The 22,830-nt window shown below is 38.6% G+C and carries 16 protein-coding genes; 10 read left to right on the top strand and 6 right to left on the bottom strand.

Annotated features, from left to right (window positions below; genetic code table 11):
• Positions 1 to 252: 252 nt before the first annotated feature.
• Positions 253 to 1,017, bottom strand: coding sequence for a gluconate 5-dehydrogenase (gene idnO / locus NYR30_RS12235; protein ID WP_066113392.1), 765 nt, complete (start codon positions 1,015 to 1,017; stop codon positions 253 to 255).
• A gap of 2 nt (positions 1,018 to 1,019) precedes the next feature.
• Positions 1,020 to 2,042 (bottom strand): zinc-binding dehydrogenase, encoded by a 1,023-nt coding sequence (locus tag NYR30_RS12240; protein ID WP_302501234.1) that lies wholly within the window; start codon positions 2,040 to 2,042, stop codon positions 1,020 to 1,022.
• Between the two features lie 163 nt (positions 2,043 to 2,205).
• On the opposite strand from NYR30_RS12240, the gene NYR30_RS12245 reads away from it, so the two are divergent.
• On the top strand, positions 2,206 to 3,207 hold the full coding sequence (locus tag NYR30_RS12245) for a LacI family DNA-binding transcriptional regulator (protein WP_066113388.1): 1,002 nt from the start codon (positions 2,206 to 2,208) through the stop codon (positions 3,205 to 3,207).
• Positions 3,208 to 3,247: 40 nt separating this feature from the next.
• On the opposite strand, the gene NYR30_RS12250 is transcribed toward NYR30_RS12245, so the two are convergent.
• The 3 genes from NYR30_RS12250 to NYR30_RS12260 form a co-directional block, all read right to left on the bottom strand.
• Positions 3,248 to 8,095 carry an autotransporter outer membrane beta-barrel domain-containing protein gene (locus tag NYR30_RS12250; RefSeq protein ID WP_066113386.1) on the bottom strand — a complete coding sequence of 1,616 codons (4,848 nt, stop codon included), beginning with the start codon at positions 8,093 to 8,095 and terminating at the stop codon, positions 3,248 to 3,250.
• Positions 8,096 to 8,365: 270 nt separating this feature from the next.
• Positions 8,366 to 9,319: an FAD:protein FMN transferase gene (locus NYR30_RS12255; protein ID WP_082987443.1), complete on the bottom strand. Its 954-nt coding sequence runs from the start codon at positions 9,317 to 9,319 to the stop codon at positions 8,366 to 8,368.
• 69 nt (positions 9,320 to 9,388) lie between these two features.
• The gene (locus tag NYR30_RS12260; RefSeq protein WP_066113384.1) at positions 9,389 to 10,201 is read right to left on the bottom strand and encodes a shikimate 5-dehydrogenase; all 813 of its coding nucleotides are present in this window, start codon (positions 10,199 to 10,201) and stop codon (positions 9,389 to 9,391) included.
• Positions 10,202 to 10,404: 203 nt separating this feature from the next.
• On the opposite strand from NYR30_RS12260, the gene uvrD reads away from it, so the two are divergent.
• The 8 genes from uvrD (at position 10,405) to phoR (ending at position 19,451) form a co-directional block, all read left to right on the top strand.
• Positions 10,405 to 12,573, top strand: coding sequence for a DNA helicase II (gene uvrD / locus NYR30_RS12265; protein ID WP_066113382.1), 2,169 nt, complete (start codon positions 10,405 to 10,407; stop codon positions 12,571 to 12,573).
• A gap of 131 nt (positions 12,574 to 12,704) precedes the next feature.
• Positions 12,705 to 13,550, top strand: coding sequence for an RNA polymerase sigma factor RpoH (gene rpoH, locus NYR30_RS12270; protein ID WP_066104014.1), 846 nt, complete (start codon positions 12,705 to 12,707; stop codon positions 13,548 to 13,550).
• 170 nt (positions 13,551 to 13,720) lie between these two features.
• Positions 13,721 to 14,761: a phosphate ABC transporter substrate-binding protein PstS gene (pstS, locus tag NYR30_RS12275; protein WP_066104011.1), complete on the top strand. Its 1,041-nt coding sequence runs from the start codon at positions 13,721 to 13,723 to the stop codon at positions 14,759 to 14,761.
• A gap of 73 nt (positions 14,762 to 14,834) precedes the next feature.
• Positions 14,835 to 15,785: a phosphate ABC transporter permease subunit PstC gene (pstC, locus tag NYR30_RS12280; protein WP_066113380.1), complete on the top strand. Its 951-nt coding sequence runs from the start codon at positions 14,835 to 14,837 to the stop codon at positions 15,783 to 15,785.
• Complete coding sequence (gene pstA, locus NYR30_RS12285; protein ID WP_066104005.1) at positions 15,785 to 16,642, top strand: phosphate ABC transporter permease PstA; 858 nt, start codon at positions 15,785 to 15,787, stop codon at positions 16,640 to 16,642. Before pstC ends, pstA begins: the two co-directional genes overlap by 1 nt.
• A 6-nt stretch (positions 16,643 to 16,648) precedes the next feature.
• The gene (gene pstB, locus NYR30_RS12290; protein WP_066113378.1) at positions 16,649 to 17,425 is read left to right on the top strand and encodes a phosphate ABC transporter ATP-binding protein PstB; all 777 of its coding nucleotides are present in this window, start codon (positions 16,649 to 16,651) and stop codon (positions 17,423 to 17,425) included.
• Positions 17,426 to 17,453: 28 nt separating this feature from the next.
• Positions 17,454 to 18,143 carry a phosphate regulon transcriptional regulator PhoB gene (gene phoB, locus NYR30_RS12295; protein ID WP_066103997.1) on the top strand — a complete coding sequence of 230 codons (690 nt, stop codon included), beginning with the start codon at positions 17,454 to 17,456 and terminating at the stop codon, positions 18,141 to 18,143.
• Positions 18,144 to 18,146: 3 nt separating this feature from the next.
• On the top strand, positions 18,147 to 19,451 hold the full coding sequence (phoR, locus tag NYR30_RS12300) for a phosphate regulon sensor histidine kinase PhoR (RefSeq protein WP_066113376.1): 1,305 nt from the start codon (positions 18,147 to 18,149) through the stop codon (positions 19,449 to 19,451).
• 106 nt (positions 19,452 to 19,557) lie between these two features.
• On the opposite strand, the gene adhE is transcribed toward phoR, so the two are convergent.
• Positions 19,558 to 22,173: a bifunctional acetaldehyde-CoA/alcohol dehydrogenase gene (adhE, locus tag NYR30_RS12305; RefSeq protein WP_066113374.1), complete on the bottom strand. Its 2,616-nt coding sequence runs from the start codon at positions 22,171 to 22,173 to the stop codon at positions 19,558 to 19,560.
• A gap of 245 nt (positions 22,174 to 22,418) precedes the next feature.
• On the opposite strand from adhE, the gene NYR30_RS12310 reads away from it, so the two are divergent.
• Positions 22,419 to 22,772: a DUF4870 family protein gene (locus NYR30_RS12310; protein WP_066103989.1), complete on the top strand. Its 354-nt coding sequence runs from the start codon at positions 22,419 to 22,421 to the stop codon at positions 22,770 to 22,772.
• Positions 22,773 to 22,830: the final 58 nt, after the last annotated feature.

The following is a 22,830-nucleotide window of genomic DNA, read 5'->3' on the forward strand; positions in this document are numbered from 1 at the left end:
GTTTTCTTTGCACAAGCAATGACAAAAAGCGTTAGCTTTTTGAACGTTGCTTGCAACGACCCGTAGGGTGAGCAAGTGAACAAAGTTCACTTGCGAATAAAATGAAGTCGCCCTTTAGGGCGAAACCTAAATTTTAGATAAGAAATAATTTAGCTAAAAGTTCTATAATTGACTTTGTCAATAAACTGCCCCCTCTTTAAGAAGATAAAGAGGGGTTAAAACTATATACTTGTTTAAAACCAGACAAGCTGATTACACTGCCGCTAACATTCCACCATCAACAAACAACAGATGGCCATTGACGAAATCAGATGCCTTAGAAGCAAGGAATACCGCAGAACCAATTAATTCATCAGGATTGCCCCAACGATTCGCTGGCGTTCTTTGGCATAACCATTGCGTAAATTGTTGATTATCCACTAACGGTTGCGTTAGTTCTGTTTTGAAATAACCTGGTGCAATACCATTTACCTGAATGTTATAGCGAGCAAGTTCTACGCAAGCACCGCGTGTAATCATCTTCACTGCACCTTTAGATGCTGTATACGGCGTGATCGTATCTCGCCCTAATTCACTCTGCATCGAGCCAATATTGATAATTTTACCTGCTCGACGTTGCACCATATATTTGCCTACAGCTTGTATCATTAAGAACACTGCTTTCTGGTTAGTATTGATAATGTCATCCCAATCTTGTTCTGGAAATTCCAATATTGGGTGGCGACGTTGAATGCCTGCGTTATTGACTAAAATATCAATCGGACCAATTTCTTGCTCAATCAATGCGATATTCTTTTCAATTTCCTCTTTATTAGTTACATCAAAAGGAACCGCATGAGCCTTAAAACCTTTTTGTTTTAGTTCTTCTGCTACAGCTAATGCTTTTTCACAATTAGTACCATTAATGATGACTTCTGCTCCATATTCAGCCAAGCCATTCGCAAGAAGTAAGCCAATACCACGAGTTGAACCGGTAATTAATGCTCTTTTTCCTTGTAAATCAAAAAGATCTTTCATAATTATTCCTCAAATGTAAGTTGTACTTTAATCGCAGTGCTTTTATCTCCGGTTGTTTGTAACGCCTTTTCTGCTTCTTGATATGGGAATTCATGCGAGAGTAACGGTAACGGGTTAATTAATCCTTGCTCTAACCAACGCACTGCCACTTCGAATTCACTGGTAAAACGGAAAGCACCACGATAAGTAATCTCTTTTGCTAAGAATTTCGTAACTGGGATAGGGACATCACCTTTTGCCATACCAATTTGAATAATAGTGCCGCCAGCTGAAGTTGCATCAATTGCAAAATTGATCGCACTATGTGCACCGGAAGCTTCAAAAGTGACATCAAAATAACCTTTATCTTGGAAATAATGTTCATGGTTATCTAATGGGTTAATGGTTGAAGTCGCTCCCATTTTTACAGCACTTTCACGACAAGAAGCTTGAATATCTGCAGCAACAATTTCTACTGCACCAGCTTGTCTGCATGCTGCCACTACTAAAGAACCAATCGGGCCACACCCTGTTACCAATACTTTTTTACCAACTAATGAGCCAGCTTGATTGACCGCATGAATTGCTACTGCTAACGGTTCAGCAAACACCATGACTTTACTTGGTACTTTATCGTCATAAGGGATAACTTGATCTTTTCTTACAGCAACATATTCAGCAAAACCACCATCAACATGCGGATTTAACATTGCACTACCAAAGAAACGCATATTTAAACATTGGTTCGATTTACCACTAAGACAATATTTACATTGCAAGCATGGCTTACTTGGATCAACTGCAACCGATTGTTTATTTTCAGGTAAAAAACCAACCACCTCGTGTCCTAAAATCATCGGATGCTGTAAACTGAAATTGCCTATTCCACCTTCATTATAATAGTGAATATCTGAACCACAAATTCCACCTCTAACAATTTTAACAATAATATCATTAGGATAAATTGTTTTTACTTCTGTTTCTGTTAATTGAATTTGATGTGCACCAGAAACCTTAATACATTTTGCTTGAATATGTTGCGTCATTTCATACCTCACTTTATACTTTATGCAACCGCTTGCAATTAAAATAATAATTTTATAATTAACTTGCAACTACTTTTTGTACAAACTGTGATCGATTTCTAAAATTGAATAATTAAGCTAGAATGCCTAATTAATTTAACTTAATGATTTTTGAGCTATTTTTATGAAAAAACGCGCCACTATTGATGATATTGCAAAGGAACTGGGGGTAAATAAATCTACAGTCTCTCGCGCTATTAATAATCCTAATTTGGTTTCTGCGGAAATGCGGGAAAAAGTTGCGAAGATATGTAAGAAAATGAATTACATACCAAATAGTATTGCAAAATCGCTTGCTTCCTCATCAACGAACTCCATCGTTTTATTAATTCCTTCTTTTAGCAATGATGTGTTTAATGATGTTATTGATGGCGTTAAAACAGTTTGCGATCAGCAAAACTACAATTTGTTAATTAGTGATTTCTCTTATACACCGCTAGAAGAACAACGCATTATTGAAAAATATCTGCAACAAAATGTAGATGGTTTTATTCTGACCGAAACATTACATACTCAACAAACGATTGATTTATTAAATGGTGCCAACATCCCTGCCGTAGAATTGATGAATATTGATGCGAATCCGCACTTTCTCGCCAATATCGGTATTAATCAGTATGCTGCTGCAGAACAGCTTATGCGTTTTTTAATACAAGAGAAACAACGCAAAAATATTGTGCTTTGTTCTGCTTGGCTAGATAGCCGGGCGTTATTAAGAAGAAATGCGTGGGAAGATGTGCTCACTGCCCATCAATTATCCACTGATCGTCATTACAAAATGACTACTAAAACCTCTATCAGCGCAGGGGCGGAAGCATTAATCGAGATTCTCTTCCGTTGGCCGGAAACAGATGCTATTTTCTGCGTTAATGATGACATTGCGGCAGGCGCTATTTTGGAATGCTCTCGTCGCGGTATCAAAGTTGGCAAAGAACTTGATATTGTGGGATTTAATGATCTGGATTTTGCTAAAGTACTCAACCCTAGCTTAACTACCATCGCAACGCCGCGTTTTGAAATAGGTCAGTTAGGCGCACAAACATTACTCCAATTTCTAGCAGGACAACCATTAACACAACGAATTATTGAACTGCCATTTAAGTTTATGCGTAGGCAAAGTGCTTAAAAAAGAGGCAGCTTAATGAGCTGCCTCCAATTCGATTTATTTAGAATGCAAAACGGAAATTTAAATCTACTTGTTGTCCTAAATATTTTTTACCCACATTAGCATTGTAACGTAATGTTACCGCACTAAATGGTGTAATGGTATATTCAGTACGCACACCAAAAATACCTTGTACTCGTTGTTTATCTAAGCCTTGAACAACAAATGTTTCTGATGGTGTAGCAGTAAATGATGCTTTAATTGATTGATTCACTTTTAATGTTTCAACCTCAGCTGCTAATGTACTACCAACTTTCCAACGCTCACCAACAATCATTTCAGCATCAATACCGCTTTGTAAAGTCAATGATTGATCCGTGTCAGCTTTCACTTTCAAACTTGTAACCGCACCTGTTTCTTGGTAAGCATCTGTTTTAACAACATTATAATTCGCACGGAAGAATGGTGTGATCAAATAATCATCATTACCTTGATAGTAACGAACTCCAATAGACGCATAACCTAGATTAGCTCCATACTTAGCCTTAGCGACTTGATTAAATACGGTTTGATCTCGTTTAGCACTAACTGAACTATGCCCATAACCTAATTGTGTTTCTAACGCTACATTTGGCATAAAGAACCAATCACTATATAGTCCACCTTGCCACGTTTCAGCAGTAAGTGATTGCTGTTGTGTGGAATCTATCGTGTGTGATGAAGTTCGAATATAGCCTAATACTGCACCGATATTAAAATCTTTAGTAACACGCTTACTTCCGCCTAAAATAAAGCCTCGATTATCAGTTTTATATCCAGCAATACCATTATCAGCATTATGCTTATTCCAATTACTGATAAATTTACCCCAAACATAATGATCGCGGTAATTATCTTGTGGTACCCAAGTATTCAATGAAGCTGTAGTAACTGGAGGGTTAATGATACCTGTTGCACCCGACAAGACATTAGACATCATAAAGCGACTCGCTCCTGTAATAAGCCCACTTACATTGCTATTAATTGCTGGAACAGCATCAGATACAGCAGTGATAATTTGTTGATTATTTTGTAATCCTCCCAAAGCTTTCGCTAACTCTACGGCCGCAGTATCACCATTAACAGCATTATTAATCACCACATCCATTGCTCTAGCAACGGCTCTTGTTGCGCTATTGTTTATTATAGGATCTACTATTGCATTAACCTGTTTTCTTGGCTCATTTTGTGTAGATACAGGAGCTATATCATTTTTGTTTGACACTTTCGTATCTGGTGTTTCTTGCTTTGATATTGAGTCATTATTAGCTTGTTCATTAGTTGGAGCTGTTTCTGATTCATCTATATCCTTACCAGTAACAATATCTTCAACTTTCTTCACTTGTTTGATACGTAAATTTATCGCTAATGTTGCTGCTTGAATATCATCAATATCTACTTGATTACCCTCTTTATCACGACCTTGATGATATTCTTCAAAAGCAAAAATCGCACTCGTATCTTCAATGCTAGCAAAATTGCCCTTTAATGAATAACTATCTGCAATACGGGGATCGCGATCATAACCATCACAATTTTGTCCCGCAGTAGCCATATCACCACATTGGTAAATCGTGCGTTTTACACCAATCACATCTTTAATCACCCAATTTTCTTTTTCCACAGTGGCTTTATCCAATAAAGACGAATCAACAACCAAATTAGCACCGTCTACATTAAGATTAGCATTTTCCACCTCCAACGCCCCATAGGCTTCTTGAGAGCGAATACCAACTTTTAATGTCTTGCCTGCTAGGCTCACCACAGGTTGCTCTGCATTATCTGGATGCAAAGAGGTCGCCATACTATTAGGAGCTTGATAGACAAGCTTGTTATGTAGCTCCATATAAGACGGTAATTCCATCTTATTTGCCATAATACGGCTAGGCTGATTAACGAGCAAACGCTCTACGCCAGATACGGTGTAGTCAACTACAATCGGAGAGGCGGTTGGTGCAGTGACTTTTTCACCTAATACCAATTCATCCTCACCCTCACCTAAGTCTAGGGTATGCTCAGTGACGTTAATACGGACAGACTCATCACCCACCACGAACTTATCGTTACCACCATTAAGGTGTACATCGCCATTGATGGTACTGCCGTTGCGTAGAATCACCGTATTAGCAGCGTCATCACCGAGGATGGCGTTAGGGGTATAAAACTCCGTAGCCGACTTTCTTACCGCAAAACCATTGGTATTGATAACGGTATTATCTAGGGTTAATGCACTCGCACCTTGTAAATCCACCGCAGTAACTAGACCGTTCACAACGCTATTAGTTAAGCTTAAGTCTTTAGTCACAACAGCTGCACCACTAGCAGCCCCCACACCATTAATAATATGGTGGTCTAACGCATCTGCTGCTACGGTGTAGCTACTGTCCTTACCCGTTACTTTACCGTTGACCACAGTGTATGTCACTTGATTGCCCTGACCGTCATCAATGCTGACCTCACCACCAGTACCTGCGACGATACGACTAATAACACCTGCATCAGCATTGCGCACTGCGCTAGAGTACTTACTTGCTTTAGTAATTCCCTCTTTTAAATACACCAATGTCCCTAGGTTATTCACAGGATCTTGCGAAGCATTAAAGTACTGATATTGCTGATATTTGCCATTAGAATTGCTACCATTAGCCTGATAATTCGCAGCAATTAAGGTACCTGCCATTACCCCGTAGTTATTGATAGCTTTTTTATAGCCTGACAGATAATCAGGCTCCCAAGAGCTATATGCTGTAGAAATCTCTGATTTCGCCAATAACGCCGCATGGTTACCCGAAATAATACCAAGGTTATTCACCGCTGCCGTAAATTCACGATCGGCTGCAATACCAATACCTGTCGCAAGGAAATCTACTCGGGCATAATTCGTCCCTTGGAAACCATGATACATCTCGCTATAGCCACTAATCACACCCTTATTGAAAATATCACCCATGCTGTAGGTATCGCCGTTTTGGCTGCTACTGATACGATTAGCAAAGAAAGAGAGACCATTACCACTGGCTTTAATGGTAGAAATAGCGTCGGCAGTGTCTCCATTTGCATTGGCACACTCCGCAGCAGTCCAGCATGGACCACTACTACCTCCCACGCTCTTAGGTAACACCTCGGGTTGATTATAGCTACCAAAAGTCTTTTCATCCGTAATCAACAATTTCACTTCTTCCAAAGCAGGCTGACCATTCTTAGCCACACCTTGTCCCGCTTTGGCACGTAAGTACCCCGAGATTACTCCACTATTATTCACTTTACCGATGTTGTAGGTCGCACTAGGCACGCTACCTGCTTTCATCGTAGCAGATACACCATTACCCACACCGATAATACCTGTTGCATCAATTCCTCCCATGCGGATAAAGTCATAACCATTACCTGCGGCCAAATCCGCATAGCCCGTAATACGACCTCTGTTGGTAATATCCCCTAGTGTTAACGTTGCTCCATCACTATGAATACCATCTTCATCAGCACTACCTGCCACATGTTGATCCACTTGCACAAACACACCGACACCATTACCACCATTTTCTGCCTCTGCTTGAGAGTAAACATGGTTAATATTGGTAGGTGAAGTTCCTCGTTTAGCCGTATTATCACCAGATACCTGAACAAGCTTACCTGTGATACGTCCATCATTGACCACATTGCCTATGGCTGCTTCCGTTACGTTTTTACTAAATCGAGTGGTGCGTGCAGCCACACTAATACCGTTACCAGAATCATAAGAACGGGTATAGTTGGTTGAGCCACCATTGCTTACAGGGGCAATACCTGATAAGCTCGCATTACCTGAGATAGTGCCTAAGTTTTCGACATTACCCAGAATAGACTCGGTTACCTTATCATAAGAATAAGTGCGACGATCCTGCGTCATAATCTGAGTGAATAGAGATACACCATTCCCTGATGCCTTGCTCGTCAAAGAATAATCCTGACCATATTCATCACTCACCGCTTTGCTTCCAGTATTTCCTCTAACCACTACCTGACCTTGAATGGTTCCTGTATTTTTTAAGGCAACTGCCTGTTTATCCTTTGCTTCTAGAGCCACGCGGATATTTTTACCATAGAAATTCTTGTCATCAGAGGAAAGTGATGCTGGAATCACACCAACCCCATCTACACCTGTCGCTGCAGCCTCGTTGGCAGAACGTACCGAACGCGCACTGCGAGAACCGCCTGTAGCCGCATCTACGGCGACTTCACTACCATCAGCCCCGATAATATATTTACCGTAGTCACCAAACCCGTAGAGTGAAGCCCCATTGGCAGAAGCATTGACTACCACCAAACTACGATGTGTACCGGCACCAGTTTGCAGTTGTGCAAATCCAGACACTACCCCTGTATTCTCAACCTTATCTAGGGCAAACGTCATATCATTTTCATTACTGACAGGCACCCAGCCATAAGCATCAATACCGTTGGCTTGTCCATCAGGAGCGATACTACTGCGATAGTCTTTTAAGGTGACTTTCGAGTTATTCAGTACGGCTTCATAGGTATCAAACGAATCTAGTGCATTCACAAACATTCGCCCATAGATACGTCCGTTATTGATCGCCCCAATCTGTGGATTCTTTCCATCCATATCTCCATACCAGTTAATACGGACTGGATTACCTGTACGATTATGTACTCCTAGAAATAAACCACTATAGTTATTATCTGGCTCTGTAATTTCTGCCAACGTCGTCACTGTTAAATAATCTTTCACCAGTGCATAAGGCACATCTCTATCTTGTACATATAAATCTTCTTCGTTATACACAGGATGGACTGCTGATACTTGTTGACTTAAAGTGGTTAATACGATCAATGCTGTCGCTTTTAATGGAAAAGTGAATTTTTTCATATAGTGCCTTATACATAAAAAAGAGAAAAAAAGACCTGCTAAATCAATGATAAATAAGAATTAGTTGAAAGATTTGGAGCTAGAAATATTAATGTCTACAAAATTACTTTTTAAAAAGTAAAAAAGGATAAAATTCTTTTTGTTAAACATTAATTACTAAAAGTTATCATCTAGTTTAGCAAGCGAAAAATAGCATACAACTTTACTTTATGCAAATAAGAATTAATATCATTTTTATAAAGAAAAGTTGATATGCAAAAAATGTGATTGCTAATTTTGAGAATGGAGTATTTTGGAAAAGGAATTAGTAATTTGGATTCGATAACCAGTAGCATTATCTGATGAAGACACCATAAATAGTGCCGCAATTTGATGCTTTTCTGCGAACATCAACGCTTCATTCCCAAGAAGAAAAAGTGCCGTTGCATAACCATCTGCTAGCATACAATTTTCAGCCAAAACAGTGACTGACAAAATTCGTGAGATACTGCTATAACCTGTCTTAGTATCAATTTCGTGAGCTGCTATTTTTCCTTTATCTTTGAAATAATTACGATAATTCCCCGATGTTGCGATCCCCATCGTAACATCTTTAAATGTTAAGATTTGTTCATAAACGCCACCACCCCATTGTGGACGCTCTAATCCAACTACCCAAGTTTTCCCATCATTATTACCTGATAATCTCAATTCACCACCAATTTCAACTAAGTAATGCTGAAACCCTAACTTTTCTAAAAACATTGCTACCTGATCAACGCCATAACCTTTCGCAATAGAACATAAATTGATCTGGATATTTGGATTCTGTTTACACAAACCTAATTCATTCAATGTCAATGCTCGATAATTAACATATTGCAAAGCTTGCTTTACCAGCTCGGACTGAGGGTGTTCATTAACTTCTGTTGTGCCAAATCCCCATAAATTTACTAATGGCGCAACAGTAATATCATATATACCTTTAGTTTCTACACAAATTTTTAGTGCATTTTCAACTACATAACGCATTTCATTACTAATAGGAATAGCAGAATTAATATTTAAATTGTGATTAAATTGCGAAATTTCTGATTGTGGAAGGAATGGAGAAAATTGTTGATTTACTATCGCTAATACATCTTCTATTCCAGATTGAATCACGTGCAATTGTTCATCTGGAATAGATCCCGCAATTTTTACTGTCCATTGAGATGCCATCGTTTCGCCAGAAAAGGTGACCATTTTATACCTCTCGAATAATTAAGAATTATTCTCATTATAAACAGTAAAATAACTATTAATAAAAAACTTTTAACTATTTCTCGCAAATTCCGCCGCTTCGGCAATTAATGCTTCATCAGGACGAATACCAGTATAAAGCTCAAATTGTTCTACTGCTTGTAATACTGCCACTTCTGCACCAGAAATAATCACTTTATTTTGTTGACGTGCATATTGAATAAATGGTGTTTCTACCGGCAGTGCTACCACATCAAATGCTACTTTCGCTTGATTAATCAATGCTTCTGGGAATGGTAAACTAAACTCCTCTTTACCGCCTTTCATCCCAATTGGGGTGACATTAATCAAAATATCAGCACTTTTCTTATCTAATTGATTAATATACGAATAACCATATAAATTGGCTAAATAGGTTCCAGTTTCCACATTACGCGCATAGACAGACACACGAGAAAAACCCGAATTTTTAAACGCCGCTACTACTGCTTTCGCCATACCACCGCTACCATGAACAATCACAGACATATTCTTATCTAATTGATATTTTTCGATTAATTTAACGATAGCAATATAATCTGTATTATATGCCTTTAAATAGCCATCAGTATTAACAATAGTATTTACTGATTCAATCGCTTTCGCAGATGCAGAAATTTCGTCTAAAAAAGGCATACAACTCTCTTTAAACGGCATTGATACTGCACAACCACGAATTCCTAAAGCACGCACCCCTTTCACCGCATATTCAATATCTTGGGTAGTAAACGCTTTATAAATAAAATTTAAGCCTAATTTTTCATAAAGATAATTATGAAAACGTGTACCAAAATTACCCGGTCTGCCAGCAAGTGACATACAAAGTTGCGTATCTTTATTAATCATTCTTTTATCCTTAATAGATCATTAATGAAGTAAAACTACTAGCACCTTATTGTACTAACGTCATATTTATTGCATCGGCAAATTTTAGCATTATCTTTAACCATTGTAGGATTATTTCTTACAATCACCGCCAGATTTATCACTGGTTAATGCTATAATTTCGCCAAAACACCAACAAATGCTGTAATAACAAAGGATTTTGCATGGATTTTTCAGAATTATTAGATGGTTTAAATGATCGCCAACGTGAAGCAGTTGCGGCACCATTAGGCAACTATTTAGTGTTAGCAGGCGCCGGCAGCGGTAAAACCAGAGTGCTCACCTATCGTATCGCTTGGTTAATTGGTGTTGAAGGTGTAAGTGAAGCCTCAATTATGGCGGTTACCTTTACCAATAAAGCCGCTGCAGAAATGCGTCATCGTATTGAAGACTTATTAAAAGATCATATCCAGCCTCCTTTTGGAATGTGGGTTGGTACTTTCCATAGTTTGGCGCACCGTTTATTGCGCCGCCATGCCCTAGACGCAGGCTTACCACAAGATTTCCAAATTCTTGATTCTGAAGATCAATTACGTTTAATTAAACGCTTAATCAAATCTTATAATATTGATGAGGGTTTATATCCGCCGAAACAGGCTTGTTGGTTTATTAATAACAAAAAAGATCTAGGTTTACGTCCAGAACAAATCGAAACCAAAGATGCAGAGTCGCGCAAATGGGTGGAAATTTATCAAATTTATCAAGATGCGTGTGATCGTGCAGGTTTGGTCGATTTTGCCGAACTATTACTGCGTACGTACGAATTATGGCTGAAAAAACCATTAATCTTGCAGCGTTATCAACAACGTTTCCAACATATTCTGATCGATGAATTCCAAGATACCAACAATATCCAATACAATTGGGTAAAATTACTCGCAGGACAAACTGGCAAAGTGATGATTGTTGGTGATGACGATCAATCTATTTATGGCTGGCGTGGTGCACAAGTGGAAAATATCCACCGTTTTCTTACTGATTATCGTGCAGACACAATCCGCCTAGAACAAAACTATCGCTCAACAGAAAATATTCTGCAATCAGCTAATATCCTTATCGCTAATAATGAAGGGCGCTTAGGTAAAAATCTTTGGACTGAAGGTAATAAAGGTGAACCTGTTGGTATTTACCAAGCATTCAATGAACAAGATGAAGCTCGTTTTGTCACTTCACAAATCAAACAATGGGTTGAAGATGGTGGCAGTTATGATCAATGTGCGGTGTTATATCGTAGTAACCGTCAATCACGCGTATTAGAAGAGGCGTTAATTCAGGCTGGATTACCTTACCGTATTTATGGTGGCTTACGCTTCTTTGAACGCCAAGAAATTAAGGATGCTTTAGGCTACTTACGTTTAATCTCAAATCGCCAAGATGACGTTGCGTTTGAACGTGTGATTAATACCCCAACACGCGGTATTGGTGATCGTACTGTAGATATTCTGCGTCAAATTGCTCGTCAACAATCTATCCCACTTTGGGAAGCAACACATTTAGCAATCGATGAAAAGTTAGTACAAGGGCGTGCTTCTTCCGCTTTATTACGCTTTATCGAATTAATTAATGCGTTAGAAACAGATACTGAAGCAATGTCACTATCTGAACAAACCGAATTTGTGATTAAACACTCTGGCTTACAAGAGATGTATAAAAATGAAAAGGGTGAGAAAGGAGAAGTACGCTTAGAAAACTTAGAAGAGCTCGTTTTTGCTGCAAAGGATTTCCAAAAGCCTGATGAAGCAGAAGAGATGAGCGATTTACTTGCTTTCTTAACCCACGCTTCATTAGAAGCAGGTGAAGGACAAGCTTCACCGCATCAACAATGTATTGATTTAATGACATTACACTCTTCTAAAGGGCTTGAATTTGATCGTGTCTTTATTGTGGGTATGGAAGAAGGTTTATTCCCAAGTGGCATTTCTTCTGGTGAAGAGGGGCGACTCGAAGAAGAACGCCGTTTAGCTTACGTTGGTATCACACGAGCAAAGAAAAAATTAACCTTATGCTATGCTGAGCAACGTCGTATTTATTCTCAAGAAGAAAAACGCATTGTATCTAGATTTATCAATGAATTACCAAAAGAAAATATTCAGGAAATTCGTTTACGTGGTACGGTTACTCGTGCAATCAATCGTGAAGCGGTTGGCTCTGCCAAACCATTGTTTGCAAATCAAGATTGGAAACTAGGACAAAAAGTGAAACACGCCAAATTTGGTTATGGCACTGTTATTAATATTGAAGGCAGTGAAGCAAACGTGAGATTACAAGTCGCATTTCAAAATCAAGGAATTAAATGGCTAATCGCTAAATTAGCCAACTTAGAAAAATTGTGATCTTTTGCGATCCATATGAAACTTTTTGCATTATAATATGTCCAAGCAGCCGTTCCAGAAACACAGGCTTTTTTACATTGAAAGGTAACTGTGTTATAACTGTAACGAATTTTTTAATTAAGAAGGTAATAATGACAAAAGAAATGCAAAGCATGATGCTTGTTCCACAAGGTAGTTTAGAAGCTTATATCAGGGCAGCAAACGAATATCCGATGCTGACTGCAGAAGAAGAAAAGGAGCTTGCAGAACGTTTGTATTACCATCAAGACGTTGATGCAGCTAAAAAATTAGTTTTATCTCACTTACGTTTTGTAATTCATATCGCACGTGGCTATTCAGGTTACGGTTTACCGCAAGCAGATTTAATCCAAGAAGGTAATATTGGGCTAATGAAAGCGGTAAAACGTTTTAATCCTGAAGTTGGTGTGCGCCTCGTTTCTTTTGCGGTTCACTGGATTAAAGCTGAAATTCATGAATATGTATTACGTAACTGGCGTATTGTGAAAGTTGCGACTACCAAAGCGCAACGTAAACTCTTCTTTAACCTACGTAAAACCAAACAACGTTTAGGTTGGTTTAATGCTGGTGAAGTTGATATGGTTGCCAATGAATTGGGTGTATCTGCGGAAGATGTACAAGAGATGGAATCTCGTATGAGCGGTATTGATATGGCATTCGACTTGCCAGTTGATGACGCAGAAGAAGCTTACGCACCAGCGCTTTATTTGGAAGATAAAAGTTCTAACTTTGCTGCTGACTTAGAAGAAGAAAACTTTGAAAGCCAAGCGACAGAACAATTAAGTGAAGCGTTAGAACAATTAGACGATAGAAGTCGCCATATTATTCAAACACGTTGGTTAGATGAAAACAAAGCAACCTTACAAGAATTAGCAGATCATTATGGCGTATCTGCTGAACGGATTAGACAATTAGAAAATAACGCATTGAAAAAACTAAGAAATGCAGTAACTTTTTAATTAACTATTTAGATTTACCCCCTGGAAACCCACATTGCTCGTAAAGAATGTGGGTTTCTTTTTATTCTTCACACAAATTTCCTCTTTTTTTGTTTTTGTCATCATTCTGTCATATTTGTTGCATAAACTGCTCCGCGTAGAAAGTTAATTCACTTAATGAGGAGAAAAATATGCTATCCAAAGTGCTTAAACAACTCGCCGTTTTAGCAGTTTCATTACCAATCCTTTCTCAAGCAAACGCATCTGAAATCACTGGCGCCGGCGCTTCTTTCCCATATCCAATCTATGCAAAATGGGCAGGACTTTACGAAAAAGAAACAGGAAATAAAGTTAATTATCAATCTATCGGCTCAGGTGGCGGTCAACAACAAATTATCGCCAAAACTATCGACTTTGGTGCTTCTGATGACCCAATGAAACCAGACGCATTAAATGAACATCAACTACTCCAATTCCCAGCTATCATCGGTGGTACCGTACCAGTCGTTAATATCCCTGAAGTTAAAGCTGGCGAATTAAAACTCTCTGGTGCTGTTATCGCTGACATCTTCTTAGGCAAGATCACCAAATGGAATGATCCAGCAATTGCTGCCCTTAATGAAGGTAAAACTTTACCAGAGAAAAATATCTTAGTTGTACGTCGTTCTGATGGTTCAGGTACAACCTTCGGTTGGACTAACTACCTTTCTAAAGTTTCACCAGAATGGAAAGAAAAAGTAGGTCAAGGTAAATCAGTTAAATGGCCTGTTGGACAAGGTGGTAAAGGAAATGAGGGCGTAGCTGCTTATGTGAAACAATTAAAATACTCTATCGGTTATGTTGAGTATGCCTACGCAAAACAAAACCAACTTGCTTGGGTATCACTACAAAATGCAGCTGGCAAATTTGTTCAACCATCTCGTGACAGCTTTATGGCTGCTGCCGCTAACGCAGATTGGGATAGTGCACCAGGTATGGGCGTAGTATTAACCAATGAACCAGGCGATCAATCTTGGCCAATCACTGCAGCAAGCTTCATCTTATTACACAAAAATGCAGTCAATGCAGAAAATACCAAAAACGTATTTAAGTTCTTCGATTGGGCTTTCAAAAACGGTAAAGATGCAGCGTTAGAACTTGATTATGTTCCTTTACCAGACAGTGTAGTAACACAAATCAAAGCACGTTGGAGTGCTGATGTGAAAGATGCACAAGGAAAATCACTTTACTAATTCAGTAATAAAATAAGAACAAAGACTGTGAACTAAAAATGTTCACAGTCTTTACCTCATCGAGATAAACACGATGCACAAAATTGATAATAAATGTCTTAATCACTCGTGGCTGGAAAAAGCTTTTAAACACACCACCCTCTTTTTTGCGTTGCTTGTGTTCGCAGTACTCAGCGCGATTTTAATTTCTTTAATTGTTGGCAGTTGGGATTCAATCAGCAAGTTTAGTCTTGCTTTTTTATGGACAAATGACTGGGATCCTGTGCAGGAAAATTATGGTGCCTTAGTTCCTATTATCGGTACGCTTATTTCTGCCGGTATCGCTTTATTAATCGCTGTACCTATTTCATTTGGTATTGCAACTTTCTTAACCGAACTTTCACCTGAATGGCTAAAACGCCCTATTGGTACTGCCGTAGAAATGTTAGCAGCAATTCCTTCAATTATTTATGGGATGTGGGGGCTATTCGTTTTCGTACCGTTATTTCAAGAATATATTCAACCTTATTTAATCGAATGTTTAGGTGATCTGCCATTTGTTGGCTTGTTATTCGCTGGCGCACCTTTCGGCATCGGTTTATTTACTGCCGGTTTAGTACTCGGCATTATGATTATTCCATTTATTGCTTCTGTAATGCGTGATGTATTCAGCGTTGTGCCGCCAATGTTAAAAGAATCTGCTTATGGATTAGGATCAACAACTTGGGAAGTCGTCTGGAAAGTTATTTTACCTTACACTAAAACTGGCGTAATCGGCAGTATTATGCTCGGTCTAGGACGCACCTTAGGTGAAACAATGGCGGTCACTTTCGTTATTGGTAACGCGTTCCAATTACCAGATTCTATCTTCGCTCCATCTACTTCTATCGCTTCCGCTATCGCTAACGAATTTAACGAAGCAGGTGGCTTACAAAAATCAGCCTTAATGGAGCTTGGCTTAATTCTCTTCTTAATTACAACTATTGTCCTTGCCGCAGCACGCTTATTAGTGATGCGAATGACTAAGCATGAAGGAAGAAAATAATGAAAGATTATCAAAACCAACGTTTCTACTGGCGTAAAATCAAAAATCAATTTATGTTGGGGCTTGCCTATCTTGCTGTCGTTTTTGGACTTTTTTGGTTAATTTGGATTTTATCTACTTTAGTATTGAAAGGTGTTCCCGCACTTTCATTTGAGTTGTTCCTTAAACCGACACCAGCACCAAACGAATCGGGTGGTTTAATTAACGCCTTAATTGGGTCGATATTAATGGTCGCAGTTGCTACTTTTATTGCTACTCCGGTTGGTATTTTGGCAGGAACCTATTTAAGCGAATACGGGCGCTATACCCGTTTAGCACAAGTGACCCGCTTCCTTAACGATATTTTGCTGTCAGCACCATCGATCATTATCGGCTTATTTATCTATGCCATCTATGTATCGCAAGTCAAACACTTCTCAGGCTGGGCAGGCTCTTTAGCTTTAGCAATGTTAGTGATTCCAGTTGTGGTAAGAACCACCGACAGTATGTTGAATTTAGTGCCTAATAATTTACGTGAAGCCGCAGCAGCCTTAGGTTGTCCACAATGGCGTGTTATTACCATGATCTGTTATCGTGCGGCTCGTTCAGGGATTTTAACCGGCGTGTTACTCTCGGTTGCTCGTATCTCTGGCGAAACAGCGCCACTATTATTTACAGCACTTTCGAATCAATTTACTTCTTTCGATATGAATGCACCAATGGCGAACTTACCTGTGGTGATCTATCAATATGCAGCAAGTCCTTTTGAAGATTGGAATAACTTAGCTTGGGCAGGCGCAACCTTAATTACGTTGTTCGTCTTATCACTCAATATCATTACTCGCACTTGCTCCAAAAAACATCATAAACGAGGATAATCATTCATGAATCAATTACCTAGCAATGTAGATGCAAAACTCACTATTAATAATCTCAATTTCTACTATGGCGATTTTCATGCGTTAAAAAATATCAATATGCAAATTGCCAAAAATAAAGTCACTGCATTTATCGGGCCATCAGGTTGTGGGAAATCAACTTTATTACGCACCTTTAATCGTATGTTTGAGCTTTATCCAAACCAACGTGCCACCGGTGAAATTAATTTAGATGATGAAAATCTACTTACTTCTGATATTGATATTGCGATTATCCGCGCAAAAGTCGGTATGGTGTTCCAAAAACCAACCCCATTCCCAATGTCAATTTATGACAATGTCGCTTTTGGTATTCGTCTATTTGAAAAATTACCAAAATCAGAACTCAACGATCGTGTTGAATGGGCATTAACTAAAGCTGCTTTATGGAATGAAGTGAAAGATAAGCTCAATCAAAGTGGTGATAGCCTTTCTGGCGGTCAGCAACAACGTCTTTGTATCGCTCGTGGTATTGCCGTAAAACCGGAAGTCTTATTATTAGATGAACCTTGTTCTGCTCTCGACCCAATTTCTACGATGAAAATCGAGGAATTAATTACAGAATTAAAACACGATTACACCGTTGCTATCGTTACTCATAATATGCAACAAGCTGCGCGTTGTTCCGACTACACCGCCTATATGTATCTTGGTGAATTAGTTGAATTTGACGAAACTAAGAAGATCTTCGACAAGCCAAAATACCAACGGACAGAAGATTACATTAAGGGTAAAATGGGGTAATTGCCCACCAAACAGCTCGAGGATAGTTATGCCTGGTAAAATTTTAGTAGTAGAAGATGAACGTGCAATTCGTGAAATGATTGTACTCTATTTACTCAAGCAACAATATGAAGTGATTGAAGCGGAAGATTATCAAAGTGCAGTCAATAAAATGGCAGAAAATCCCGAGCTGATTTTATTAGATTGGATGTTGCCAGGACGTCCAGGCATTATGTTTATTGATTATCTAAAGAAACAGGAAGCAACTGCTAAAATCCCAATTATTATGCTTACTGCTCGTAGCGCCGAAGAGGATTGTATTACCTGCCTCAATGCTGGTGCTGATGATTACATTACCAAACCATTTTCCCCGAAAATTCTGTTAGCCCGTATTGAAGCACTCTGGCGTCGTAGTTACGATCCTCCAAGTCATTTGGTAAGTATGGATAACCTCTTACTTGATGAAAAATCTCAACGAGTCACCATTGAGGGCAAAACGGTTGAATTAAGTGCCACTGAATATCGCTTGTTACATTTCTTTATGACTCACCCAGAAAAGGTCTATTCTCGGGAACAACTCCTCGATTTTATTTGGGGTAATGATATTTATGTTGAAGATCGTACTGTCGATTCTTATATCCGTCGCTTACGCCGTAGTTTAGAACCTTATCAATGTGATCGCTATGTACAAACAGTGCGCGGTTTCGGTTATCGCTTTTCTAACCATTTTCAGGATTAATTTATGAAGCTCCATCTTTCGCTAAAACATCTCATTTTAGAAATTGTATTAGCTGTTGGTATTGCTTTTATCTTTAGCCTGTTTTCTGAAAGTTTTCTCTTTTGGTTCTTGATCTTCTTAGTGTTATTACTGATTTGGCACCATTACAATGAATATCGTTTATTAGAATTGCTCAATCCAAACAAATCCACAAAATCGATCAAAGCCCTCTCCGCTATCGACCATATCTCACAAACAGCAGCTTATTACAATCAACGTTCTCGACGAGAAAAAGTTAAAACCTTACGCTTACTTTCTAAGTTAAATAAGAATATTCAATATCTGCCCGATGCAATTATCATCTGTGAACATAATGGTGATATTTCGTGGTGTAATCAGGTTGCTCAAGAAATGTTTGAGTTTGTCTGGGATAAAAAAAGCGATAAAAATATTTTTAAAGTGATCTTTTATCCTGAATTTAAACACTATTTCCGCCAACCTCGTTTAAGCAAACGTAACCGTCCATTAGTGCTGTTAACGCACAATAAACGCTATATTGAATTTAATCTTAACAGCTATGACAGTGAGTCTTATCTGATCGTGGCTCGTGACGTGACTTCCTTTATTCGTCTAATGCATTCACGTCAAACTTTCCTTGCTAATATGAACCACGAATTACGCACACCATTAACTGTCTTACAAGGTTATTTGGAAATGCTAGATGGCGACTTGGATAACCCAATGTTGCAACAAAAAGCTATTGAAGCAATGAAAGAACAAAGCCAACGAATGGCAAATTTATTACAACAACTTAGCTTATTGGCAAAAATTGAAAACATTAATAATGCAGAACACGAATTAGTCGATCTTTCTCAATTAGTTTTATCGTTCCAAAAAAATACCGATATTATCAATCACGCCGAACAACAAATTATTTTTTCCGTTACACCTGATATCAAAATGATGGGAGATGAACACCAATTACAAAGTGCGGTATCAAACCTCATTTATAACGCTATTCGCCATGCAGGCGATCAAGCCACTATTGAAATTAGTCTGCATCCTTGTAAACAAGGGGTGCGTTTTAGCGTTAAAGATAACGGCATTGGTATTGAACCGCAACATTTAGCCCATCTAACCGAGCGTTTTTATCGCGTTGATGAATCACGCAGTAATAAAACTGGCGGCAGTGGTTTAGGGCTAGCGATTGTGAAACACGCTTTAGAACAACACCATACTGTTTTAGAAATTGAAAGTGAAATCGGTAAAGGTAGTGAATTTTCCTTTATCATTAAAGCAGATTTGTTAGTTTCCGCTACAAATCAATAACTTGCAATTTATATGATTAAAATAAATCGTATCTATTAAGCGATATTCCACCTAAAAAAATCCCCGCATTACGCGGGGATTATTGGGGAGAAAAAACGACTAACGATTATTCACCGTAGTACGCTTTTGTGAGAATTTCCATCATATCTTCAACCATTGGCAAACGTGGGTTTGCTGGTGAACATTGATCTTCAAAGGCAAGTAATGCAAGATCACGACGAGCATCCATAAATACTTGCTCGTTGATACCTTGTTCTTTGAAAGACATCTTGATACCAATTTTTTGTCCCAATTCTTTACATGCTTGTGCATAAGCTTCAACAGCTTCTGCTGGAGTCGCACAAGGCAAGCCAAGCATTCTAGCGATTTCTTGATATTTCACATCTGCTTTATAGTAATTGTATTTCGGCCAAGTCGCAGTCTTAGTCGGACGAGTACCGTTATAACGAATGACATATGGCATTAAAATCGCATTGGTTCTACCGTGCGGAGTATGGAAACGTCCACCGACTTTATGTGCTAATGAGTGAGTCATACCTAAGAACGCATTCGCAAACGCCATACCTGCGATAGTTGAAGCATTGTGCATTCTTTCTCTTGCTTCTGGATCACTTGCACCATTCTTCACAGAACGTTCTAAGAACTCAAATACCAATTTAATTGCTTGCAATGCTAAACCATCAGTAAAATCATTTGCTAAAGTTGATACATAAGCTTCAGTTGCATGAACTAACACATCGTAGCCAGAATCCGCAGCAACGTGAGCTGGTACAGTCATTGTTAATGCTGGATCAACAATCGCAATTGTCGGTGTTAATGAGTAGTCTGCAATTGGATATTTCTTATCGCCTTCACTAATTACCGCAAATGGTGTCACTTCTGAACCTGTACCTGAAGTGGTTGGAATACCGATAAATTTCGCTTTACGTCCTAATTGTGGGAATTTGAACGCACGTTTACGAATATCCATAAATTTTTGTACAAGATCGCGGAAATCCACTTCTGGTTGTTCGTAGAATAACCACATTACTTTTGCTGCATCCATTGCAGAGCCACCACCTAATGCAATAATAGTATCTGGTTGGAAATTGCGGAGTAATTCAACACCACGACGTACTGTTGCAATACTTGGATCCGGTTCAACATCAGCAAATAATTGATAAGTAACGTGATCACCGCGCATAGTAAGTTGTTTTGCAATTTTCTCAACAAAACCTAAATCCACCATTACTCGGTCGGTTACAATCACAACACGTTCAACGCCTTTCATTGATTGTAAATATTGGATTGAATCACGTTCAAAATAGATTTTTGAAGGCACTTTGAACCATTGCATATTATTTCTCCGTCTGCCAACTCGTTTGATATTTAATAGGTTCACCGCACTTACGTTGTTACCAACAGAGTTTTTACCGTATGAACCACAACCTAATGTTAATGATGGTAAGAATGAGTTATACACATCACCGATACCACCAAAGGTTGACGGAGAGTTCCAAATAACGCGAATGGCTTTAACACGTTCACCGAAAGTTTTCGCTAATGCTGCATCAGAAGTGTGAATTGCGGCAGAGTGTCCTAAGCCATGGAATTCCACCATTTGTTCTGATTTATTTAAACCATCTTCCACACTTTCTGCTTTTAATAATGCCAATACCGGAGAAAGTTTTTCACGAGTTAACGGCTCTTTTACACCGACTTCTTTACATTCTGCTAAAAGAATATTGGTATTAGCCGGTACACTGAAACCAGCTTGTTCAGCAATCCACGCAGCTGGTTTACCTACTACTGCTGCATTTAATTTTGCTGATGCACAGTTTGTGCTATTTGCTTTTGCGCCAAAGATATATTCTTCTAATAATGCTTTTTCTTTCTTATTCACCAAATAAACGCCATAAGATTGCATCTCTTTGATGAAATCATCGTAAATTTCTTTATCCACGATTGCCGCTTGTTCGCTCGCACAAATCATTCCATTATCGAATGATTTTGACATTACGATATCGTGTACTGCTTGTTTTAAATTAGCACTTTTTTCCACATATGCTGGTACGTTACCTGCGCCAACACCAAGTGCTGGTTTACCGCAAGAGTAAGCAGCTTCCACCATCGCATTACCGCCAGTTGCTAAAATAGTTGCAATACCAGGGTGTTTCATTAATGCTTGTGTACCTTCCATTGATGGATGCTCAATCCATTGAATACAATTTTTTGGCGCACCAGCTTGCACCGCAGCTTCATAAACTACTCTTGCAGCGTGAGCGGAACTTTGTTGTGCTGACGGGTGGAACGCAAATACGATTGGGTTACGGGTTTTTAAAGCAATTAAAGATTTAAAAATTGCAGTTGAAGTTGGATTTGTTGTTGGGGTAATACCACAAACGACACCGACTGGATCAGCAATTTCTGTAATTCCTGTAACATCATCTTCTTTAATAACACCAACAGTTTTAAGATGACGCATATTGTTGACAACATATTCACAAGCAAAGAGGTTTTTAGTTGCTTTATCTTCAAATACACCGCGACCTGTTTCCTCATAAGCGTGCATTGCTAACACACCATGTTGATCAAGTGCAGCGACAGAAGCTTTAGCTACGATGTAATCGACTTGTTGTTGGTTTAATTGACGAAACTCTTCTAACGCCACTAAACCGTTTGCAACGAGTTGATCCACTTCTGCTTGAGCAGGACTTACAGCAACTTCAGTTGTTTTACTCATAATGATTTCTCCAAAAATTAAAAATTATTTTAACTGATAAAATTATATCTATTTGAAGTTAAACTTTTTGGGGTATTACATCATTATCTGATCTAGCTCAATTTCCATGTTATCCATTTGTTACAGTCGTTTAAACCCTGTTGAAGTATCGTTTTTAATTCTTAATAAATCGCCATTTTTTATGTGATCTTTATGAATTTTCGTTCTATATTAAGAAAGAATTTATCTTAAATAAGGATGCTTTTATGGAACCGATGATCTACAACACTGATAACACCAAAAAATGGGCAACTATCGCTTATTGGCTCTACATTCTCTCCTTTCTCGTTGGTTTTTTAAGTATTGTTGGTGTTGTCATTGCTTATATCTTTCGTGATGACGCCCGCGGTTCTATCTTAGAAAGCCATTTCACTTACCAAATCAGAACCTTTTGGATTGGTTTACTATACAGTTTTATCGGCGTTGTACTTTCACTCATTTTTATTGGCTATTTCATTCTGTTATTTACCTTGATTTGGCTATTAGTGCGTTCTATTAAAGGATTACGCGCACTCGGCAAAGAACAACCTATCTTGAATGAAAAAACGTGGTTATTTTGATCTGGTTGCTTGTGAAGCAAGCTTTTAGTGCCTAGAATATTGCCTTTATCACGCAAAA

The organism is Gallibacterium salpingitidis (assembly GCF_030517105.1).
GTDB lineage: Bacteria > Pseudomonadota > Gammaproteobacteria > Enterobacterales > Pasteurellaceae > Gallibacterium > Gallibacterium salpingitidis.